The sequence below is a fragment of the Bacillus sp. FSL M7-1345 genome, assembly GCF_038006985.1.
GTDB lineage: Bacteria > Bacillota > Bacilli > Bacillales > Bacillaceae_G > Bacillus_A > Bacillus_A cereus_U.
Genome location: NZ_JBBOWG010000001.1, coordinates 1,415,868 through 1,429,798 on the forward strand (window position 1 = coordinate 1,415,868; position 13,931 = coordinate 1,429,798).

Here is a 13,931-nt window from a genome sequence, read left to right on the forward strand (position 1 = left end):
ATGAAATGAAACTTTATACAAAAACAGGTGATAAAGGGGAAACGAGTGTCATAGGTGGCCGAGTGGATAAAGATCATATACGTGTAGAAGCTTATGGCACAATTGATGAGGCGAATTCTCATATCGGATATGCTATGTCTAAATTACAAGAGGAATGTTTTCGTAACATTTATAACGAACTTGAAAATATTCAACATGAACTATTTGATTGTGGAGGGGATTTAGCAATAGTAGAGAAGAAAATTCCCTATAAAGTAACGATAGAGATGGTCGAGTATTTAGAGAGACGAATTGATTCGTATACAGAAGAAGCGCCGCCGTTAGAGCGTTTTATTTTACCAGGCGGTAGCGAGGTATCGGCTGCACTACACATTGCACGTACAGTTATACGAAGAGCAGAACGTTGTATAGTGTCATTGCAAAAAGAAGGAGAAACCAATGAAATTGTTCTAAAGTATGTAAATAGGTTATCTGATTATTTATTTGCGCTTGCTAGAGTAATAAATGCACGTTTACAAGTGAAAGATGTGGAATATAACCGCAGTGCACTTGTTTTTTGTAATAAAGAAGAGAAGGAAGTGGAGTAATACACTTTCTTTTTTTTGTATACTTTTTTCTGTAATATCCCACAATAGAGAAGGTATGACGGTTATTAGAAAACGGAGGATGTATATGAAAGCGCTAAAATGTGGCGTGGTGATATTGAGTGTATTATTTTTATCTCAATTACATGTTTACGCTGAAGGGAATCAGTGGATATGGCCTGTTGATGGGCAGATAAGTGATTATTTTGGGACAAGACATGGGAAACACTATGGTATTGATATAGCTGCGCCTATTGGAACGCCTGTTGCAGCTATTCAAAATGGTAAGGTGACAAAGTCTTATTTTTCAAGTAGTTATGGAAATGTTGTGTTTATTAAACATGGAGAATATGAGGCTGTTTATGCGCATTTAAATAAGAGATATGTAGTTCAAGGGGACACCATTTCAAAAGGAAAGCTAATTGGAGAGGTAGGGAATACAGGAGAATCGCGAGGAGCGCATTTACATTTAGAAGTGCATCAAGGGAGATGGACGATGGAGAAAAGGACTGCGATGAATCCATTGCTTGTTTTAAATGAACAAAAAAATCAAGTCGTGTCATCATCACTATATGTTGTACAAAAAGGTGATACTTTAGTTGGCATTGCTCGGAAATTTAGTATGACAGTTGAGGAAATTAAAGTGAGGAATGGATTGCGACAAGAGCAAATCTATCCGAATCAACAACTATACGTTAAGTAAAGGAAACATCCCCAAAGCATAACTTTTGAATAGATTTTATTTGCTTTTTAGTTAAGATTGCGATAGTAAATGAAATTATATCGACTTAATAACAAAATGCGACAATAAGAGCAACCTATTCTTAACGAAAAACCGTCCCAAAAGATCTTTTGGGACGGCTTCTTTTACCAAAAAATAAAGACACATATAAATCCAGAAATAGCTAAGTAGCTATATAAGTAAAAGACTTTTGTTCTTGTTTTTTCTTTTGTCCGAAATAGTACGATAGTTGGTTCGATTAGACCAATTGTAAGACAAAGTAAACCAAGAAGCATAAAGCCAATTGAAAGAGAATACAGGGCGATTTGTGGTGCTTGAAATGGAATCATCCATTTTAATAAAAATGCAATAAGTGCAGTGTAACAAATGCTACCGATGTATTTATTCAATGGTGTATCAGAACGGAAACCAGGAAGTTTCTTGGAAAACGGACGGGAAACAACTTCCGTTTGTAAAGATGTATGTTCTTCAATTATTTTTTGAGCTTCTTTTCCTTTTTGGAAAAGGGATAAAATCCAATTTCGCTCACCTTGGAAAATAAATTGAGAAGTTGTTAAATAGTGATCAACTTTTACCTTATTCCAACTCTTCCATGGATGACGCTCACACAATTTTAATTTACTTTCTGTTTTTTTATCATACTGATAAATACTTATGCCATCTTGGTCAAAAGTAGCGTAGTATGTCTCTCTTGAGAATGTGCCTAGATCAATTGGACAGTAGAAAAGTAATTCTTTTTTCAAATAAAAGTATTCTTTTCTTAAGTTCTTTTTCATTGCTTCTCGAATAGAGTGTCTTTTATCTTTCTTCATGACATTTCCTCCATAACTCAGAAAATGTTCTTATCTTAACAATTCAACATCTTATCACTTTTGACGACATATGACTAGGGGATTCATAAGAGAAATACCGAATTATAAAAAATATGGGTTGTATTGTAAAATATAGTGATTGCTTCTTTAATAATATAAAATAAATAACTTATTTTTAATAAGTTACACTTTTTTTGTTCACAATACGATCATGTTGTTGTATAATGAAATGGAAAATAGAATATCGGTCTATCTTCGGGGCAGGGTGAAAATCCCGACCGGCGGTGATGAACAGTTAATAATTTCGTTCTAAGCCCGCGAGCCGTTAAGGCAGGATTTGGTGTGATTCCAAAGCCGACAGTACAGTCTGGATGGGAGAAGATGGAGGTTCAAGCGTTCAAAAAAGATAAGTATTTGAACGTCTGTTTGATGTGCCTTAAAATTCTCCCTTTGTGTAAATCACAAAGGGTTTTTTCGTTCTATGAAAAAATAGGCATAGCAGAACCTTTCCACTTTCCATGAGAAGATCGATGGAAAAGGAGAGAGAAAGATGAAACAAAAAAACAGTGTAGTGCAGATGGTGAGTGTAGCGATGCTAAGTAGTATTGCGTATTTACTAATGATGTTGGATTTTCCATTCCCAGGGCTTCCGCCATTTTTAAAAATTGATTTTAGTGATGTGCCAGCTTTAATTGCGGCGATAATTTTTAGTCCAATTGCAGGTGTAATTGTAGAAGCGATAAAAAATATTTTGCATTACGGGATTCAAGGAAGTTTAACGGGAGTACCAGTAGGAGAAGTAGCAAACTTTATAGCGGGATGTTTATTTATTGGTCCAGCAGCATTCTTATTCCGAAAGTATCGCACAGTAAAAAGTTTAACGACAGGATTAATGCTAGGCACAATTACTATGACAGTTATTATGAGTGTGTTAAACTACTTTATTATTTTACCAGCGTACACTTGGTTTTTAAATTCACCAGCTATGTCTAGTGATATTATGCGACAAACTATTGTAACGGCGATATTACCGTTTAATGTAATTAAAGGAATTGTTGTAACAATTGTATTTGTAGCATTATTTTCACGCTTGAAAGTATGGGTATTTGCAAAAATGAAAAATGCTTAAAAATATTAAACCATTAGCAGTTACGCTGCCAATGGTTTTTTTGTTAGTGAGAATGAAAAAGAGAGCAAAAACCCCCCTCATACTTATGAGGGGGGTTTGAAGTTAATAAAAGACTATTCGAATTTTAAAGAGTCGCCATCAAATGATTCGTCAGCAACTTTAATTGAGTCAGTTGGACAACCTTCGAATGCATCCATCATATCTTCAATTAATACATCTGGAATTTCAACGATACCTTGGTTATCGTCTAATGTTACAAATGCAATACCTTCATCATCATAGTCATAAATGTCTGGTGCAGCAGCACCACAAGCACCGCATGCGATACAAGTATCTTTGTCAACGATTGTATATTTTGCCATCTTTTTTCCCTCCTGGTAATATGTATGTGAAAAGTTCGCCAAAAAATTATAACCTTATTGTAAAACGGTTTTTAAAACTTTTCAACATAAAATTATAATGATAATGCTTATCAATTAGGGTGTCAACTTATTTTTGAATTATTTCATAAGATTTTCAAAATACTTAAATGTTATTTCGTTTGATACAATAGAATATATACAAGCATGTAGTGTGAATATGATAAGTTAAATGAATAGCAGTTAATGTGCAATCATATTGAAAAAGGAATGAAGCTAGACAGAGAGGTGGAAGCGGTAATGCAGCTACAATATACTTTATTGTATTGTTTAAAACAATTGAATGGTGAAAGAACCGTTTCTTCGATTTATTATTTATTAAAAGGAAAGAGATCGTCGCAAACATTACAAGATGGGAATATGTTTCAAATTTCTTTTTTGTTTGGGATTTATAAGTCATTAAATAGAGCTGATTATGATCAAGAAGTTGCAAGGTTGTTACGAACGGATTTAGTTCAAGGTATACATGATAATACATATGTGTTAACGACTGCTGGTAACATGCAATTAAACAAATGGGAAAGTGACTTTGCCTTTCCGACGTATTTAAATGGTTTACACTATGGTGAAATAGGTGAAACGTTTTGGAGGAGATTATCATTGATCGTTCAAACCATTTCGAATTTACAACAGGCGAATACGAAATTTATTCCAATTCAACAGGATACAGAAATAATGATGTGGGTGAAACGCTTCCTCACTGGAATACCATATATGAGAAGTGAATTGGCTAAAAGATTATGGAAGGAAATGCATACTCTTTTACAAAAAAATAATCCAGTAGAGGCGACAATCGTAACATATCGGTTAACTGGGTATGAACGTATTGGGTGTACTTTACAACAATTAGCGGAAATTACGAAACAAGATATATTTCGAGTTTATTTTTTATTTTGGGGTACAATTCATTTCCTTATTCAAGAAGTTCGCAATAAAGAAAATGAGTTTCCATTATTAGCTGAAATTATATCTTATCCAAATGAGAAAGCTGATTTATTTAGCTTATCAACGAAAAAAACATATAATCTTTGGAAACAAGGACGCTCTTTAGAAGAAATAGCAACAATTCGGAATTTGAAGGTTGCCACGATAGAAGACCATTTTGTAGAAATTGCTTTACGAGAAAAAGAATTTTCTATTGAGATGTTTATGGAAAAAGAAAAAATAGAAAAAGTAACAAAAGTAATTGAAGCATTACAAACACGTAAATTGCGTGTGTTGAAGCAAGCGGTTGGAGAGGAAATCTCTTATTTTGAAGTCCGTCTTGTATTGGCGCGGATGGAGGGTATAAATGAAGCTTGAGGAATATTTATATAAGTGGTTTGGATATTCTGAATTTCGTCCGGGGCAAAAAGGAGTTATTACGGACTTATTGGAAGGGAAAGATGTTGTAGCAATGCTTCCGACTGGAAGGGGAAAGTCAATGTGTTATCAACTTCCGGGGCTTCTGCAAGAGGGTACGGTGCTTGTTGTATCACCATTATTATCTTTAATGGAAGACCAAGTTACGCAATTAAAGTATGTCGTGAAAAATCGAGTTATTGCATTGAATAGTTTTCGGACGTTAAGTGAAAAAAGAGAAGCAATGAAAAAGCTATCTTTTTATAAATTTGTTTTCGTATCGCCAGAGATGTTGCAGTCGGAACTTCTAATAAGAGAATTGAAAAAAATTCATATTTCATTATTTGTCGTAGATGAAGCGCATTGTATTTCACAATGGGGCTATGATTTTCGGCCAGATTATAAAAAATTAGATAAAGTAATTGAGAGTATCGGATCTCCGACAGTACTAGCATTAACAGCAACTGCGACAAAGGATGTACTGCGAGATATAGCGGAAAGTTTAAATCTAAAAAATATCGCTGAGCATGTGTACTCAATTGATCGTCCAAATATTGCGATGGAAGTGCAATTTGTGGAAACAATAGAAGAAAAAAAAGAGGCGCTTTTTGAGCATGTAATGTATTTGCAAGGGCCTGGTATTGTTTATTGTTCAAGTAGGGCCTGGACCGAGCGTTTAACCGAGTATTTAAGAGGAAAAGGAATTACAGGTGTAGCTTTTTATCATGGTGGTATGGAACATGAAGAGCGTATGTTAATTCAACAACAGTTTATGAATGACCAGTTGCAAATTGTAATATGTACAAGTGCTTTTGGGATGGGGGTAAATAAGGCGAATACAAGATATATTATTCATTTTCAATATCCGACAAATGTAGCTTCCTATTTACAAGAAATTGGAAGAGGGGGAAGAGATGGAGAATTGAGTATAGCCATTTTATTATGTAGTCCATTGGATCACGATTTGCCGATTTCAATCATTGAAGATGAATTACCAAGTAAATCGCAAATACAATTTTTATTTTCGTTACTACAAAAAAGAATGTTTCAAACGAAAGTATTACCATTAGAAGATGTCGAAGAAATTTGTTATAATGCAGCAAGATTTAATGAACAGTATTGGCGTTTTACACGTTATCATCTCGAACATCTTGGAATCATACAACAGCGAAATCTCATGCTAGAGAGCTTGTCAGATGAAATAATGCACAGATTAATAGCGGAAGTGGAAGTGAGACTGCGTAATAAATATAGTGAGCTAGAAAATATGAAGTCATGGATACAAGTTCAAGGATGTAGACGTGAATATTTATTACAACAATTCGGTTATAGAAAAGAAAAAGAGATAGAAAACTGTTGTGATTACTGTGGTATTACAAAAACGGATTATAAAAAAAGACGAGCGCAACAGTTAGTTTTCGACTATAATTGGGAAACAGAGTTACAAAAGCTTTTCGGCCTAGGGAAGATGGAGGAATGATGAACATTCAAAGGCATAATGTTGAAGATATGAGTCCAAGAGAAATAAGACTGAATCTCTACATAACACAACTAATCATTCTTGGTATCGGTTGTTTACTAGCATATATATTATTTCAAGATAAAAGAGAAGTTTATAGTTTGTGGAAATGGGAACCGGTTTCTATACTTGTAATAGGTAGTTTGTTAGCGATCTGTATTGTGTTATTAGATTATGTTGCAATGCGAGTGTTTCCAGAATCTTGGTTTGATGATGGTGGCATTAACGATAGAATGTTTCAAGGAATTTCTGTCATGCATTTACTCTTTATCACGTTTATTATTGGCTTTGCGGAAGAGTTTTTATTTAGAGGTGTAGTGCAGACTCATTTCGGAATTGTAATAGCGAGTTTAATTTTTGCTGTGTTACATATTCGGTATATAACGAAGCCTTTTTTATTTTGTTTCGTCTGCTTTATTAGTTTTGTTTTTGGTTATGTATTCGAGTGGACAGGAAATTTGTTTATAACAATCTTTGCACACTTTCTTGTTGATTTTATAATGGGGCTCCAATTAAGAAAATAAATGGAAGGTGGTGGTGAACAACATGAGAAAACGAATTCCTGATTTTGAAGAGGAGTTAGAAGTTGAGCAAGTGGAAGAAGATGAAGGTTTACCGCCGCGTAGTGAAATTCATAGAAATAAAGAGAAAAAACCAAAGTTTAAAATGAATCACATTTTCGTCCGAGTGTTAACATTTTTGTTCATATTGTTACCTATTAGTATCCTATGGTATACGGATAAGTATATACAGGTAAAAAGTGATAGTAATAATGCTGAGAAAAGTGCGTTTGAAGTGATTTTCTTTGATTCAGCTCAGACTGAATCAAAGAAGCAGTCTGAGAAAGTAGCAACTCATGTTGTGAAAGATGGAGAAACTTTAGAAAGTATAGCGAAGCAATATTTCTCAGATGAAAATGGGATAGAAATAATAAAAAAGTATAATGATTTACAAGAAGATGAAGTGAAAGTAGGCCAAGAATTGAAAATTCCTATAAAAGATAAGTCCACGAAGTATGAGAGCTAGCTAAATGAGTGATATAGCTTCACATAAAATTAAGGACTATACTTTACGAGGAGGGAGAGTAAAAAATATATGTCATGGATTATATTATTATGTACTCTCATATGCATTGGTTTTGTATGTCTTCTTGGAATGTATAAAGAAGCGATGCGTAATACAGTGTTGGAACATACTTTAGTATTCGAAGAATTTCCGGAAAGTTTTCAAAAAGTTAAAGTTTTTTTTATTTCGGATATTCATAGAAGGATCGTTTCTAGCTCGCTAATTGAACGAGTGAAAGGAAAAGCAGATATCGTAATTATTGGCGGCGATTTAGCTGAAAAAGGAGTACCTTTATCGCAAATCTCTTTAAATATTCAAAAGTTAAGAGAAATAGCCCCTGTATATTTTGTATGGGGAAATAATGATTATGAAATTGAATATCACGAATTAGATGCTTTATTAATAGAAAATAATGTGAAGGTATTAGATAATACAAGAGTTGTATTTGAGTCTGAATTAGGAGAGAAAATTTGCTTACTCGGTATCGATGATGTTGGATTAGAACGAGATCGTTTAGATTTAGCGTTGTCTGATTGTAAAGAAGAAGGTTTTCGCATTTTAATTAGTCACAACCCAGATATAATAAAGAAAATGTCTGGTAAAGAACAAATTTCGCTCGTATTAAGTGGACATACACATGGAGGTCAGATTCGGTTGTTTCCATCTGAAAAGCATTTAAAGGGTGGTGTATATAAGCATTCTAATACGACTCTCTTTGTTAGTAATGGGTATGGAACAACATTACTCCCTCTTCGTTTTCGGGCACCTTCCCAAACACATATCATTACGTTATGCGGAGGAAAATAATGCCGACTTTAAATGGGACATATAATATAAAAGCTGTTTCGAATATACTCGGAATTCAACCGAGTACACTTCGCGCATGGGAAAGACGCTATCATATTATTGCCCCAAAGAGAAATCGTGCGGGGCATCGTTTATATACAGAAGAGCATATTCATATTTTGAAATGGTTAATGAATAAAGTTTCTGAGGGGATGATGATTGGACAAGCAGTTCAGTTATTAGAAGGGAATCGGTTGCAGAACAACATTCAAAAAGAAAAAATTACAGATACAGAAGTTGTTTTAGTGGACGATATACTACAAGCTTTGTTAAAATTTGATGAAATTACAACTTCTGCATTATTAAACGAGGTTTTTAGTATATATTCAACGGAAAAGGTTGTTACAAGCATCATCCTTCAAGTGGCAAACAAGTTGTTATCTTTAAAAAATAATAATGAGATTACAATGTCACAATTCAAATATGTTGTATCATTCTTACAAACACGTCTAGGAATGATATATCATAATGCGTCAGTGTATTCTTCCGTTAACAAAGTTTTCGTTTTAGGAAATAATATATTAAAAGGATTTATTTTCGCGACGTATTTACGACTAAAAGGATATCAAGCAATGTATATGGGGACAAGTTTAGATGAAGAAGGTATTTTACTAGCTATTGAACAATTACAACCTAAATATTTGTTTATATCTTTTGATGATGAACGAGAACTTGAAGAGGCAGTAGAATTTATTGACTTATTGCAAGAAAAAAATGAAAACCTCTCAGGTGGTTTTATAGGAAGAAAAGGCATTGGAGATCAATTAAATCTTCAAAATATCCTAATTGGTAACACGAAAGAAGAATGGGATGGATGGTTAAAAATGTCAGAATAGTCATTCGAAAAGAACCATCTATTTTCTATTTCATATAATAAAAATTAGATGCAATGGTTACGTAGGGAGGGTATGAGATGAGACTGGAACGTTTAAATTATAATAAGATTAAAATTTTCCTAACATTTGATGATTTATCTGAACGAGGATTAACGAAAGAAGATTTGTGGAGAAATGCACCGAAAGTACAGCAACTATTCCGTGATATGATGCAAGAAGCGAATAAAGAATTAGGGTTTGAAGCGGATGGACCGATTGCTGTTGAAGTATTTTCTCTACAAGCTCAAGGTATGGTTGTAATTGTAACAAAAGAAAATCACGAAGTAGATACAGAAGATGAGTTCCGTGACGAGTTTATTGAAATGCAAGTGACTCTTGATGAAAGTGAACATATACTTTACGAGTTTGCTACATTAGATGATGTAATCAATTTGTCAAATCGCTTATATAACCTTGGTGTAACTGATGGGAAGTTGTATACGTGGGATGATCGTTTTTATCTTTGGATAGAAGAAGAAGAGCAATTTCAATTATTGAAGGCGGATTTTATAGCTATTTTAGCGGAATACGGTAATCCGTCAACAGCAACAATTTACCGCATAATGGAATATGGTAAAGAATTAATGGATTCTCAAGCAATTGAACAAATATACAATTACTTTGTAAAAAAACAAAACCTCAGCTAATGTAACGTAGCTTGAGGTTTTATTTTTATTCAGCTGAAGATTGGAAAATCTAAAATCTATAAAGCGAAGTATAGGAAACAAGACTAGCCGATCTATATTTAAAAATATAACCAGTATTTTTTGATGAAATAATTGTTTTATCGAACGTATTTTGATGAAAATAAAAAATATTTAAATATTTAAGTATTTTACTTTTCTAAAAGCAATAAAAGGACTATAATAATAGTGAAAACGCTTGCAATGCAAAATAGTTTGTATATATTTGTTAGCGTTTTCTATTGCATTCCAAATTTAACGGTGTATACTAGGCAATGAAGGTTTACTAAACAAGTGAAATTACAGGGGGTTTACTTACTATGGTAGCCGAAAAGGGAACTCAAACGAAAACACAACAACAAGGGGAACAACATTTTGAATTGTTAAATTCAACACAAATTGTAATTAATGAAGCATTAGAAAAATTGGGTTATCCAAACGAAGTATATGAATTATTGAAAGAACCAATTCGTATGATGACAGTGAAAATTCCAGTTCGTATGGATGACGGGACTGTTAAAATATTTACAGGATATCGTGCGCAACACAATGATGCTGTTGGTCCAACGAAAGGTGGAATTCGCTTCCATCCAAACGTAACAGAAAATGAAGTGAAAGCACTTTCTATTTGGATGAGTTTAAAATGTGGTATTGTTGATTTACCATATGGTGGAGGTAAAGGTGGAATCATTTGTGACCCACGTGAGATGTCTTTCCGTGAATTAGAAAGATTAAGCCGCGGTTATGTACGAGCAATTAGCCAAATTGTTGGTCCGACAAAAGATATTCCAGCTCCAGATGTATTTACAAACTCACAAATTATGGCATGGATGATGGATGAGTATAGCCGTATCGATGAATTTAATTCACCAGGATTTATTACAGGTAAACCACTTGTATTAGGTGGATCACACGGACGTGAAACAGCGACTGCAAAAGGTGTAACAATTTGTATTCGTGAAGCTGCGAAAAAACGTGACATTGATATTAAAGGTGCACGCGTTGTTGTTCAAGGATTTGGGAATGCGGGTAGCTTCTTAGCTAAATTTATGCATGATGCAGGCGCGAAAGTAATTGCAATTTCAGATGCGTACGGTGCACTACATGATCCGAATGGATTAGATATTGACTACTTACTAGATCGTCGCGATAGCTTCGGTACTGTAACAAAACTATTTAATAATACAATTTCAAACACAGAATTGTTAGAACTTGATTGCGATATTTTAGTTCCAGCTGCAATTGAGAACCAAATTACAGAAGAAAATGCTGATAAGATTAAAGCGAAAATTGTAGTTGAAGCTGCAAATGGTCCAACTACATTAGAAGCAACAAAAATCTTAACAGATCGTGGTATCTTACTTGTTCCAGACGTATTAGCAAGTGCTGGTGGCGTTACGGTATCTTACTTTGAGTGGGTACAAAATAACCAAGGTTACTACTGGACTGAGGAAGAAGTAGAACAACGTTTAGAAAAAGTAATGGTAAAATCATTCGATTCAATCTATGAAACATCACAAGTTCGTAAAGTAAACATGCGCTTAGCTGCATACATGATTGGTGTTCGTAAAATGGCTGAGGCTAGTCGCTTCAGAGGTTGGGTATAATATATAATGTTTTGAGAAAACGTGATTTCCTTTTGAGGGAATCGCGTTTTTTGTTGAAGTTACTAGTTAGAGGTGTTGGATATGAATAATGAAATGATGAATCGAGTAGATTGATTAGAAGAAAGGGTAAACCAAACTAGAAAGTAAAATAGTAAGGATTGAAAATACTCAGAAAACAAGTATTTTTAGAATGTTTGGAGAGGGTTTATTGCATCTGGTTGTTGGAGGGCTGATTATCGCAGTAGTAATTGGAATTATTACGTAGCTTGGTGAAAAATAAAATAAAAACAAAAAGAACGCTTGTTCTACACGAACAAACGTGCTATACTTTCCTTAGATAAGCAAACGGAAACGATTTTAAGGAGAGATAAATGATGAAAATGACAGTAGACCAAAGATTTATGATGCCAGCAGATGTTGTGGAACGAGTGGAAGTTTTACGAAATAATCATAGTAAGCGTGGATCATTATTACAATCAGTAAATAAGTTTTTCGGTTTAGATACGAAAGAAGATTGTGTTTGGTTTTACGGTTTTTACGGAGTGGCTGTAAGTATTGTATTATTTATGGTATTCACATCAAATATTTTCGATTTTCTCTTCGCATAAGAAATAATGCCATAAGGACATTGCCACCGAATACATATATAAGGAAGTAAGGTAATTTTTTAGAGCGGGAGTTGGTAGTAATGGCGATGTTCCCTATTGAGCGTAATTATATTGGGTATGGAAATTCACGACCAGGAATTCCTCTTTCAAAAGTAAGATTTATTGTAAGTCATGACACGGGGAACCCTGGTAGCAATGCGATAGGAAATCGGGATTACTTTAATGAAATACAACCGAAAGCTTCAGCGCATACATTTATTGATGATAAAACAATATTAGAAATTGTCCCTATAAATGAAGTTGCGTACCATGTTCGATACAATGTGCCAACGGATAATGATTTATTCGGTTATGATGCGAATAAGGCTGCAATTGGGGTTGAACTTTGCTATGGTGGCGACGTAAACTTTTGGGAGGCGTATACTCGTTTTACGTGGTATCACGCTTATTTATGTCAAAATTTCGGTTTAAATCCTAAAAAGGCTATTGTGTCACACAAAACGTTGGATCCTACTCGGAAAATCGATCCTGAAAATGTATTAGGGCAACAAGGAATTAAATTTCAGCAGTTTTTAGCAGATGTCTATCGGATGTATGTTTCGTTTAGATGACAAATATATGAAAAATGAATACAATAAAGATAGGTGCCTACTGCTGTAAGTAGGTTTTTTCTTGTTTATATAAATAAAGCAGAGGTAGAAGACTAGGAGTGAACCGAGTATGCAAAAAGAAACAGTTATTATTATCGGAGGCGGTCCATGCGGATTAGCAGCGGCGATTTCGTTGCAAAAAGTGGGGTTAAATCCGTTAGTGATCGAAAAAGGGAACATTGTAAATGCGATTTATAATTATCCAACTCATCAAACATTTTTCTCCTCTAGTGAAAAATTAGAAATTGGTGAAGTTGCTTTTATTACAGAAAATCGTAAGCCATTTCGTAATCAAGCGCTCGCGTATTATCGTGAAGTAGTAAAGCGTAAATCTATACGTGTAAACGCATTTGAACGAGTGGAACAAGTTCAAAAAGATGGTGATGTTTTTAAAGTTGAAACGACGAAGCGTGACGGAAACAAAGAAATATATGTGGCGAAATACATTGTTGTCGCAACTGGATATTATGATAATCCGAATTATATGAATGTACCTGGTGAGAAACTTGAGAAAGTAGCTCATTATTTCAAAGAAGGACATCCTTATTTTGATCGAGATGTCGTTGTAATAGGTGGTAAAAATTCAAGTATAGATGCGGCGTTAGAGCTTGTTAAATCGGGTGCACGTGTAACAGTTCTATACCGTGGCGGGGAATACTCGCCAAGTATTAAGCCGTGGATTTTGCCGGAATTTGAGGCGTTAGTACGAAATGGGACAGTTCAAATGCATTTCGGGGCTCATGTGAAAGAAATTACTGAACATACATTAACATATACGGTTGATGGTGAATCATTTACAATCAAAAATGATTTTGTATTTGCGATGACTGGTTACCATCCTGATCATAGCTTCTTAACGAAGATGGGTGTTCGGATTGATGAAGAAACAGGGCGTCCGATTTATACAGAGGATAGAATGGAAACAAACGCTGAAAATAGTTTCATTGCAGGTGTAATTGCTGCTGGGAATAACGCAAATGAAATATTTATCGAGAACGGTAGATTCCATGGAGATGCGATTGCGCAAACCATTGCATCAAGAGAAGAATAA

At 34.4% G+C, this 13,931-nt stretch carries 16 protein-coding genes and 1 riboswitch; of the genes, 14 read left to right on the forward strand and 2 right to left on the reverse strand.

The features are described 5' to 3' along the window. Positions 1-5 precede the first annotated feature (5 nt). Both MHB76_RS07380 and MHB76_RS07385 read left to right on the forward strand, forming a co-directional pair. Positions 6-587, forward strand: a complete 582-nt coding sequence (locus MHB76_RS07380) for a cob(I)yrinic acid a,c-diamide adenosyltransferase (protein WP_088078167.1) — start codon at positions 6-8, stop codon at positions 585-587. An 85-nt stretch (positions 588-672) separates the two neighbouring features. Then, complete coding sequence (locus tag MHB76_RS07385; RefSeq protein ID WP_078174422.1) at positions 673-1,287, forward strand: peptidoglycan DD-metalloendopeptidase family protein; 615 nt, start codon at positions 673-675, stop codon at positions 1,285-1,287. A gap of 164 nt (positions 1,288-1,451) precedes the next feature. Here the strand turns inward: MHB76_RS07385 and MHB76_RS07390 are convergent, their stop codons facing one another. Then, a complete protein-coding gene (locus tag MHB76_RS07390) occupies positions 1,452-2,138 on the reverse strand; it encodes a hypothetical protein (RefSeq protein ID WP_002149409.1) in 687 nt (228 codons plus the stop codon). 247 nt (positions 2,139-2,385) lie between these two features. After that, a riboswitch (FMN riboswitch) is annotated at positions 2,386-2,525 on the forward strand. 163 nt (positions 2,526-2,688) lie between these two features. Between MHB76_RS07390 and MHB76_RS07395 the strand changes: the two genes are divergently transcribed. Continuing rightward, the gene (locus tag MHB76_RS07395; protein WP_002011769.1) at positions 2,689-3,267 is read left to right on the forward strand and encodes an ECF transporter S component; all 579 of its coding nucleotides are present in this window, start codon (positions 2,689-2,691) and stop codon (positions 3,265-3,267) included. A 113-nt stretch (positions 3,268-3,380) separates the two neighbouring features. On the opposite strand, the gene MHB76_RS07400 is transcribed toward MHB76_RS07395, so the two are convergent. Further along, positions 3,381-3,629 carry a ferredoxin gene (locus tag MHB76_RS07400; protein ID WP_001151994.1) on the reverse strand — a complete coding sequence of 83 codons (249 nt, stop codon included), beginning with the start codon at positions 3,627-3,629 and terminating at the stop codon, positions 3,381-3,383. A 297-nt stretch (positions 3,630-3,926) separates the two neighbouring features. On the opposite strand from MHB76_RS07400, the gene MHB76_RS07405 reads away from it, so the two are divergent. From MHB76_RS07405 to MHB76_RS07455, 11 genes are all read left to right on the forward strand, one after another. Next, on the forward strand, positions 3,927-4,988 hold the full coding sequence (locus MHB76_RS07405) for a helix-turn-helix domain-containing protein (RefSeq protein ID WP_078174420.1): 1,062 nt from the start codon (positions 3,927-3,929) through the stop codon (positions 4,986-4,988). Beyond that, positions 4,978-6,507, forward strand: coding sequence for a RecQ family ATP-dependent DNA helicase (locus MHB76_RS07410; protein WP_078174419.1), 1,530 nt, complete (start codon positions 4,978-4,980; stop codon positions 6,505-6,507). Before MHB76_RS07405 ends, MHB76_RS07410 begins: the two co-directional genes overlap by 11 nt. Beyond that, entirely contained in the window at positions 6,507-7,070 is a 564-nt protein-coding gene (locus tag MHB76_RS07415; RefSeq protein ID WP_002201153.1) for a CPBP family intramembrane glutamic endopeptidase, read from the forward strand. The genes MHB76_RS07410 and MHB76_RS07415 overlap by 1 nt, the downstream gene beginning before the upstream one ends. A 22-nt stretch (positions 7,071-7,092) precedes the next feature. Continuing rightward, positions 7,093-7,572, forward strand: a complete 480-nt coding sequence (locus MHB76_RS07420; protein ID WP_002201152.1) for a LysM peptidoglycan-binding domain-containing protein — start codon at positions 7,093-7,095, stop codon at positions 7,570-7,572. 69 nt (positions 7,573-7,641) lie between these two features. Next, the gene (locus MHB76_RS07425) at positions 7,642-8,418 is read left to right on the forward strand and encodes a metallophosphoesterase (protein WP_016104317.1); all 777 of its coding nucleotides are present in this window, start codon (positions 7,642-7,644) and stop codon (positions 8,416-8,418) included. Then, positions 8,418-9,293: a MerR family transcriptional regulator gene (locus MHB76_RS07430; protein ID WP_016104318.1), complete on the forward strand. Its 876-nt coding sequence runs from the start codon at positions 8,418-8,420 to the stop codon at positions 9,291-9,293. The genes MHB76_RS07425 and MHB76_RS07430 overlap by 1 nt, the downstream gene beginning before the upstream one ends. A 77-nt stretch (positions 9,294-9,370) precedes the next feature. Next, entirely contained in the window at positions 9,371-9,979 is a 609-nt protein-coding gene (locus tag MHB76_RS07435; protein ID WP_002158605.1) for a genetic competence negative regulator, read from the forward strand. Positions 9,980-10,335: 356 nt separating this feature from the next. Continuing rightward, a complete protein-coding gene (gene gudB / locus MHB76_RS07440; protein ID WP_000225168.1) occupies positions 10,336-11,622 on the forward strand; it encodes an NAD-specific glutamate dehydrogenase in 1,287 nt (428 codons plus the stop codon). Positions 11,623-11,993: 371 nt separating this feature from the next. Then, the gene (locus MHB76_RS07445) at positions 11,994-12,230 is read left to right on the forward strand and encodes a DUF3961 domain-containing protein (protein WP_002149379.1); all 237 of its coding nucleotides are present in this window, start codon (positions 11,994-11,996) and stop codon (positions 12,228-12,230) included. 80 nt (positions 12,231-12,310) lie between these two features. Next, the gene (locus tag MHB76_RS07450) at positions 12,311-12,841 is read left to right on the forward strand and encodes a peptidoglycan recognition protein family protein (RefSeq protein WP_002149378.1); all 531 of its coding nucleotides are present in this window, start codon (positions 12,311-12,313) and stop codon (positions 12,839-12,841) included. A gap of 109 nt (positions 12,842-12,950) precedes the next feature. Then, positions 12,951-13,931 carry a YpdA family putative bacillithiol disulfide reductase gene (locus tag MHB76_RS07455; protein ID WP_340986109.1) on the forward strand — a complete coding sequence of 327 codons (981 nt, stop codon included), beginning with the start codon at positions 12,951-12,953 and terminating at the stop codon, positions 13,929-13,931.

What these genes read in the sequence shown, in the direction of transcription:
- MHB76_RS07380 (WP_088078167.1), top strand. Translation starts at nt 6, where the DNA reads ATGAAACTTTATACAAAAACAGGTGATAAAGGGGAAACGAGTGTCATA.
- MHB76_RS07385 (WP_078174422.1), top strand. Translation starts at nt 673, where the DNA reads ATGAAAGCGCTAAAATGTGGCGTGGTGATATTGAGTGTATTATTTTTA.
- MHB76_RS07390 (WP_002149409.1), bottom strand. Translation starts at nt 2,138, where the DNA reads ATGAAGAAAGATAAAAGACACTCTATTCGAGAAGCAATGAAAAAGAAC.
- MHB76_RS07395 (WP_002011769.1), top strand. Translation starts at nt 2,689, where the DNA reads ATGAAACAAAAAAACAGTGTAGTGCAGATGGTGAGTGTAGCGATGCTA.
- MHB76_RS07400 (WP_001151994.1), bottom strand. Translation starts at nt 3,629, where the DNA reads ATGGCAAAATATACAATCGTTGACAAAGATACTTGTATCGCATGCGGT.
- MHB76_RS07405 (WP_078174420.1), top strand. Translation starts at nt 3,927, where the DNA reads ATGCAGCTACAATATACTTTATTGTATTGTTTAAAACAATTGAATGGT.
- MHB76_RS07410 (WP_078174419.1), top strand. Translation starts at nt 4,978, where the DNA reads ATGAAGCTTGAGGAATATTTATATAAGTGGTTTGGATATTCTGAATTT.
- MHB76_RS07415 (WP_002201153.1), top strand. Translation starts at nt 6,507, where the DNA reads ATGAACATTCAAAGGCATAATGTTGAAGATATGAGTCCAAGAGAAATA.
- MHB76_RS07420 (WP_002201152.1), top strand. Translation starts at nt 7,093, where the DNA reads ATGAGAAAACGAATTCCTGATTTTGAAGAGGAGTTAGAAGTTGAGCAA.
- MHB76_RS07425 (WP_016104317.1), top strand. Translation starts at nt 7,642, where the DNA reads ATGTCATGGATTATATTATTATGTACTCTCATATGCATTGGTTTTGTA.
- MHB76_RS07430 (WP_016104318.1), top strand. Translation starts at nt 8,418, where the DNA reads ATGCCGACTTTAAATGGGACATATAATATAAAAGCTGTTTCGAATATA.
- MHB76_RS07435 (WP_002158605.1), top strand. Translation starts at nt 9,371, where the DNA reads ATGAGACTGGAACGTTTAAATTATAATAAGATTAAAATTTTCCTAACA.
- gudB (WP_000225168.1), top strand. Translation starts at nt 10,336, where the DNA reads ATGGTAGCCGAAAAGGGAACTCAAACGAAAACACAACAACAAGGGGAA.
- MHB76_RS07445 (WP_002149379.1), top strand. Translation starts at nt 11,994, where the DNA reads ATGATGAAAATGACAGTAGACCAAAGATTTATGATGCCAGCAGATGTT.
- MHB76_RS07450 (WP_002149378.1), top strand. Translation starts at nt 12,311, where the DNA reads ATGGCGATGTTCCCTATTGAGCGTAATTATATTGGGTATGGAAATTCA.
- MHB76_RS07455 (WP_340986109.1), top strand. Translation starts at nt 12,951, where the DNA reads ATGCAAAAAGAAACAGTTATTATTATCGGAGGCGGTCCATGCGGATTA.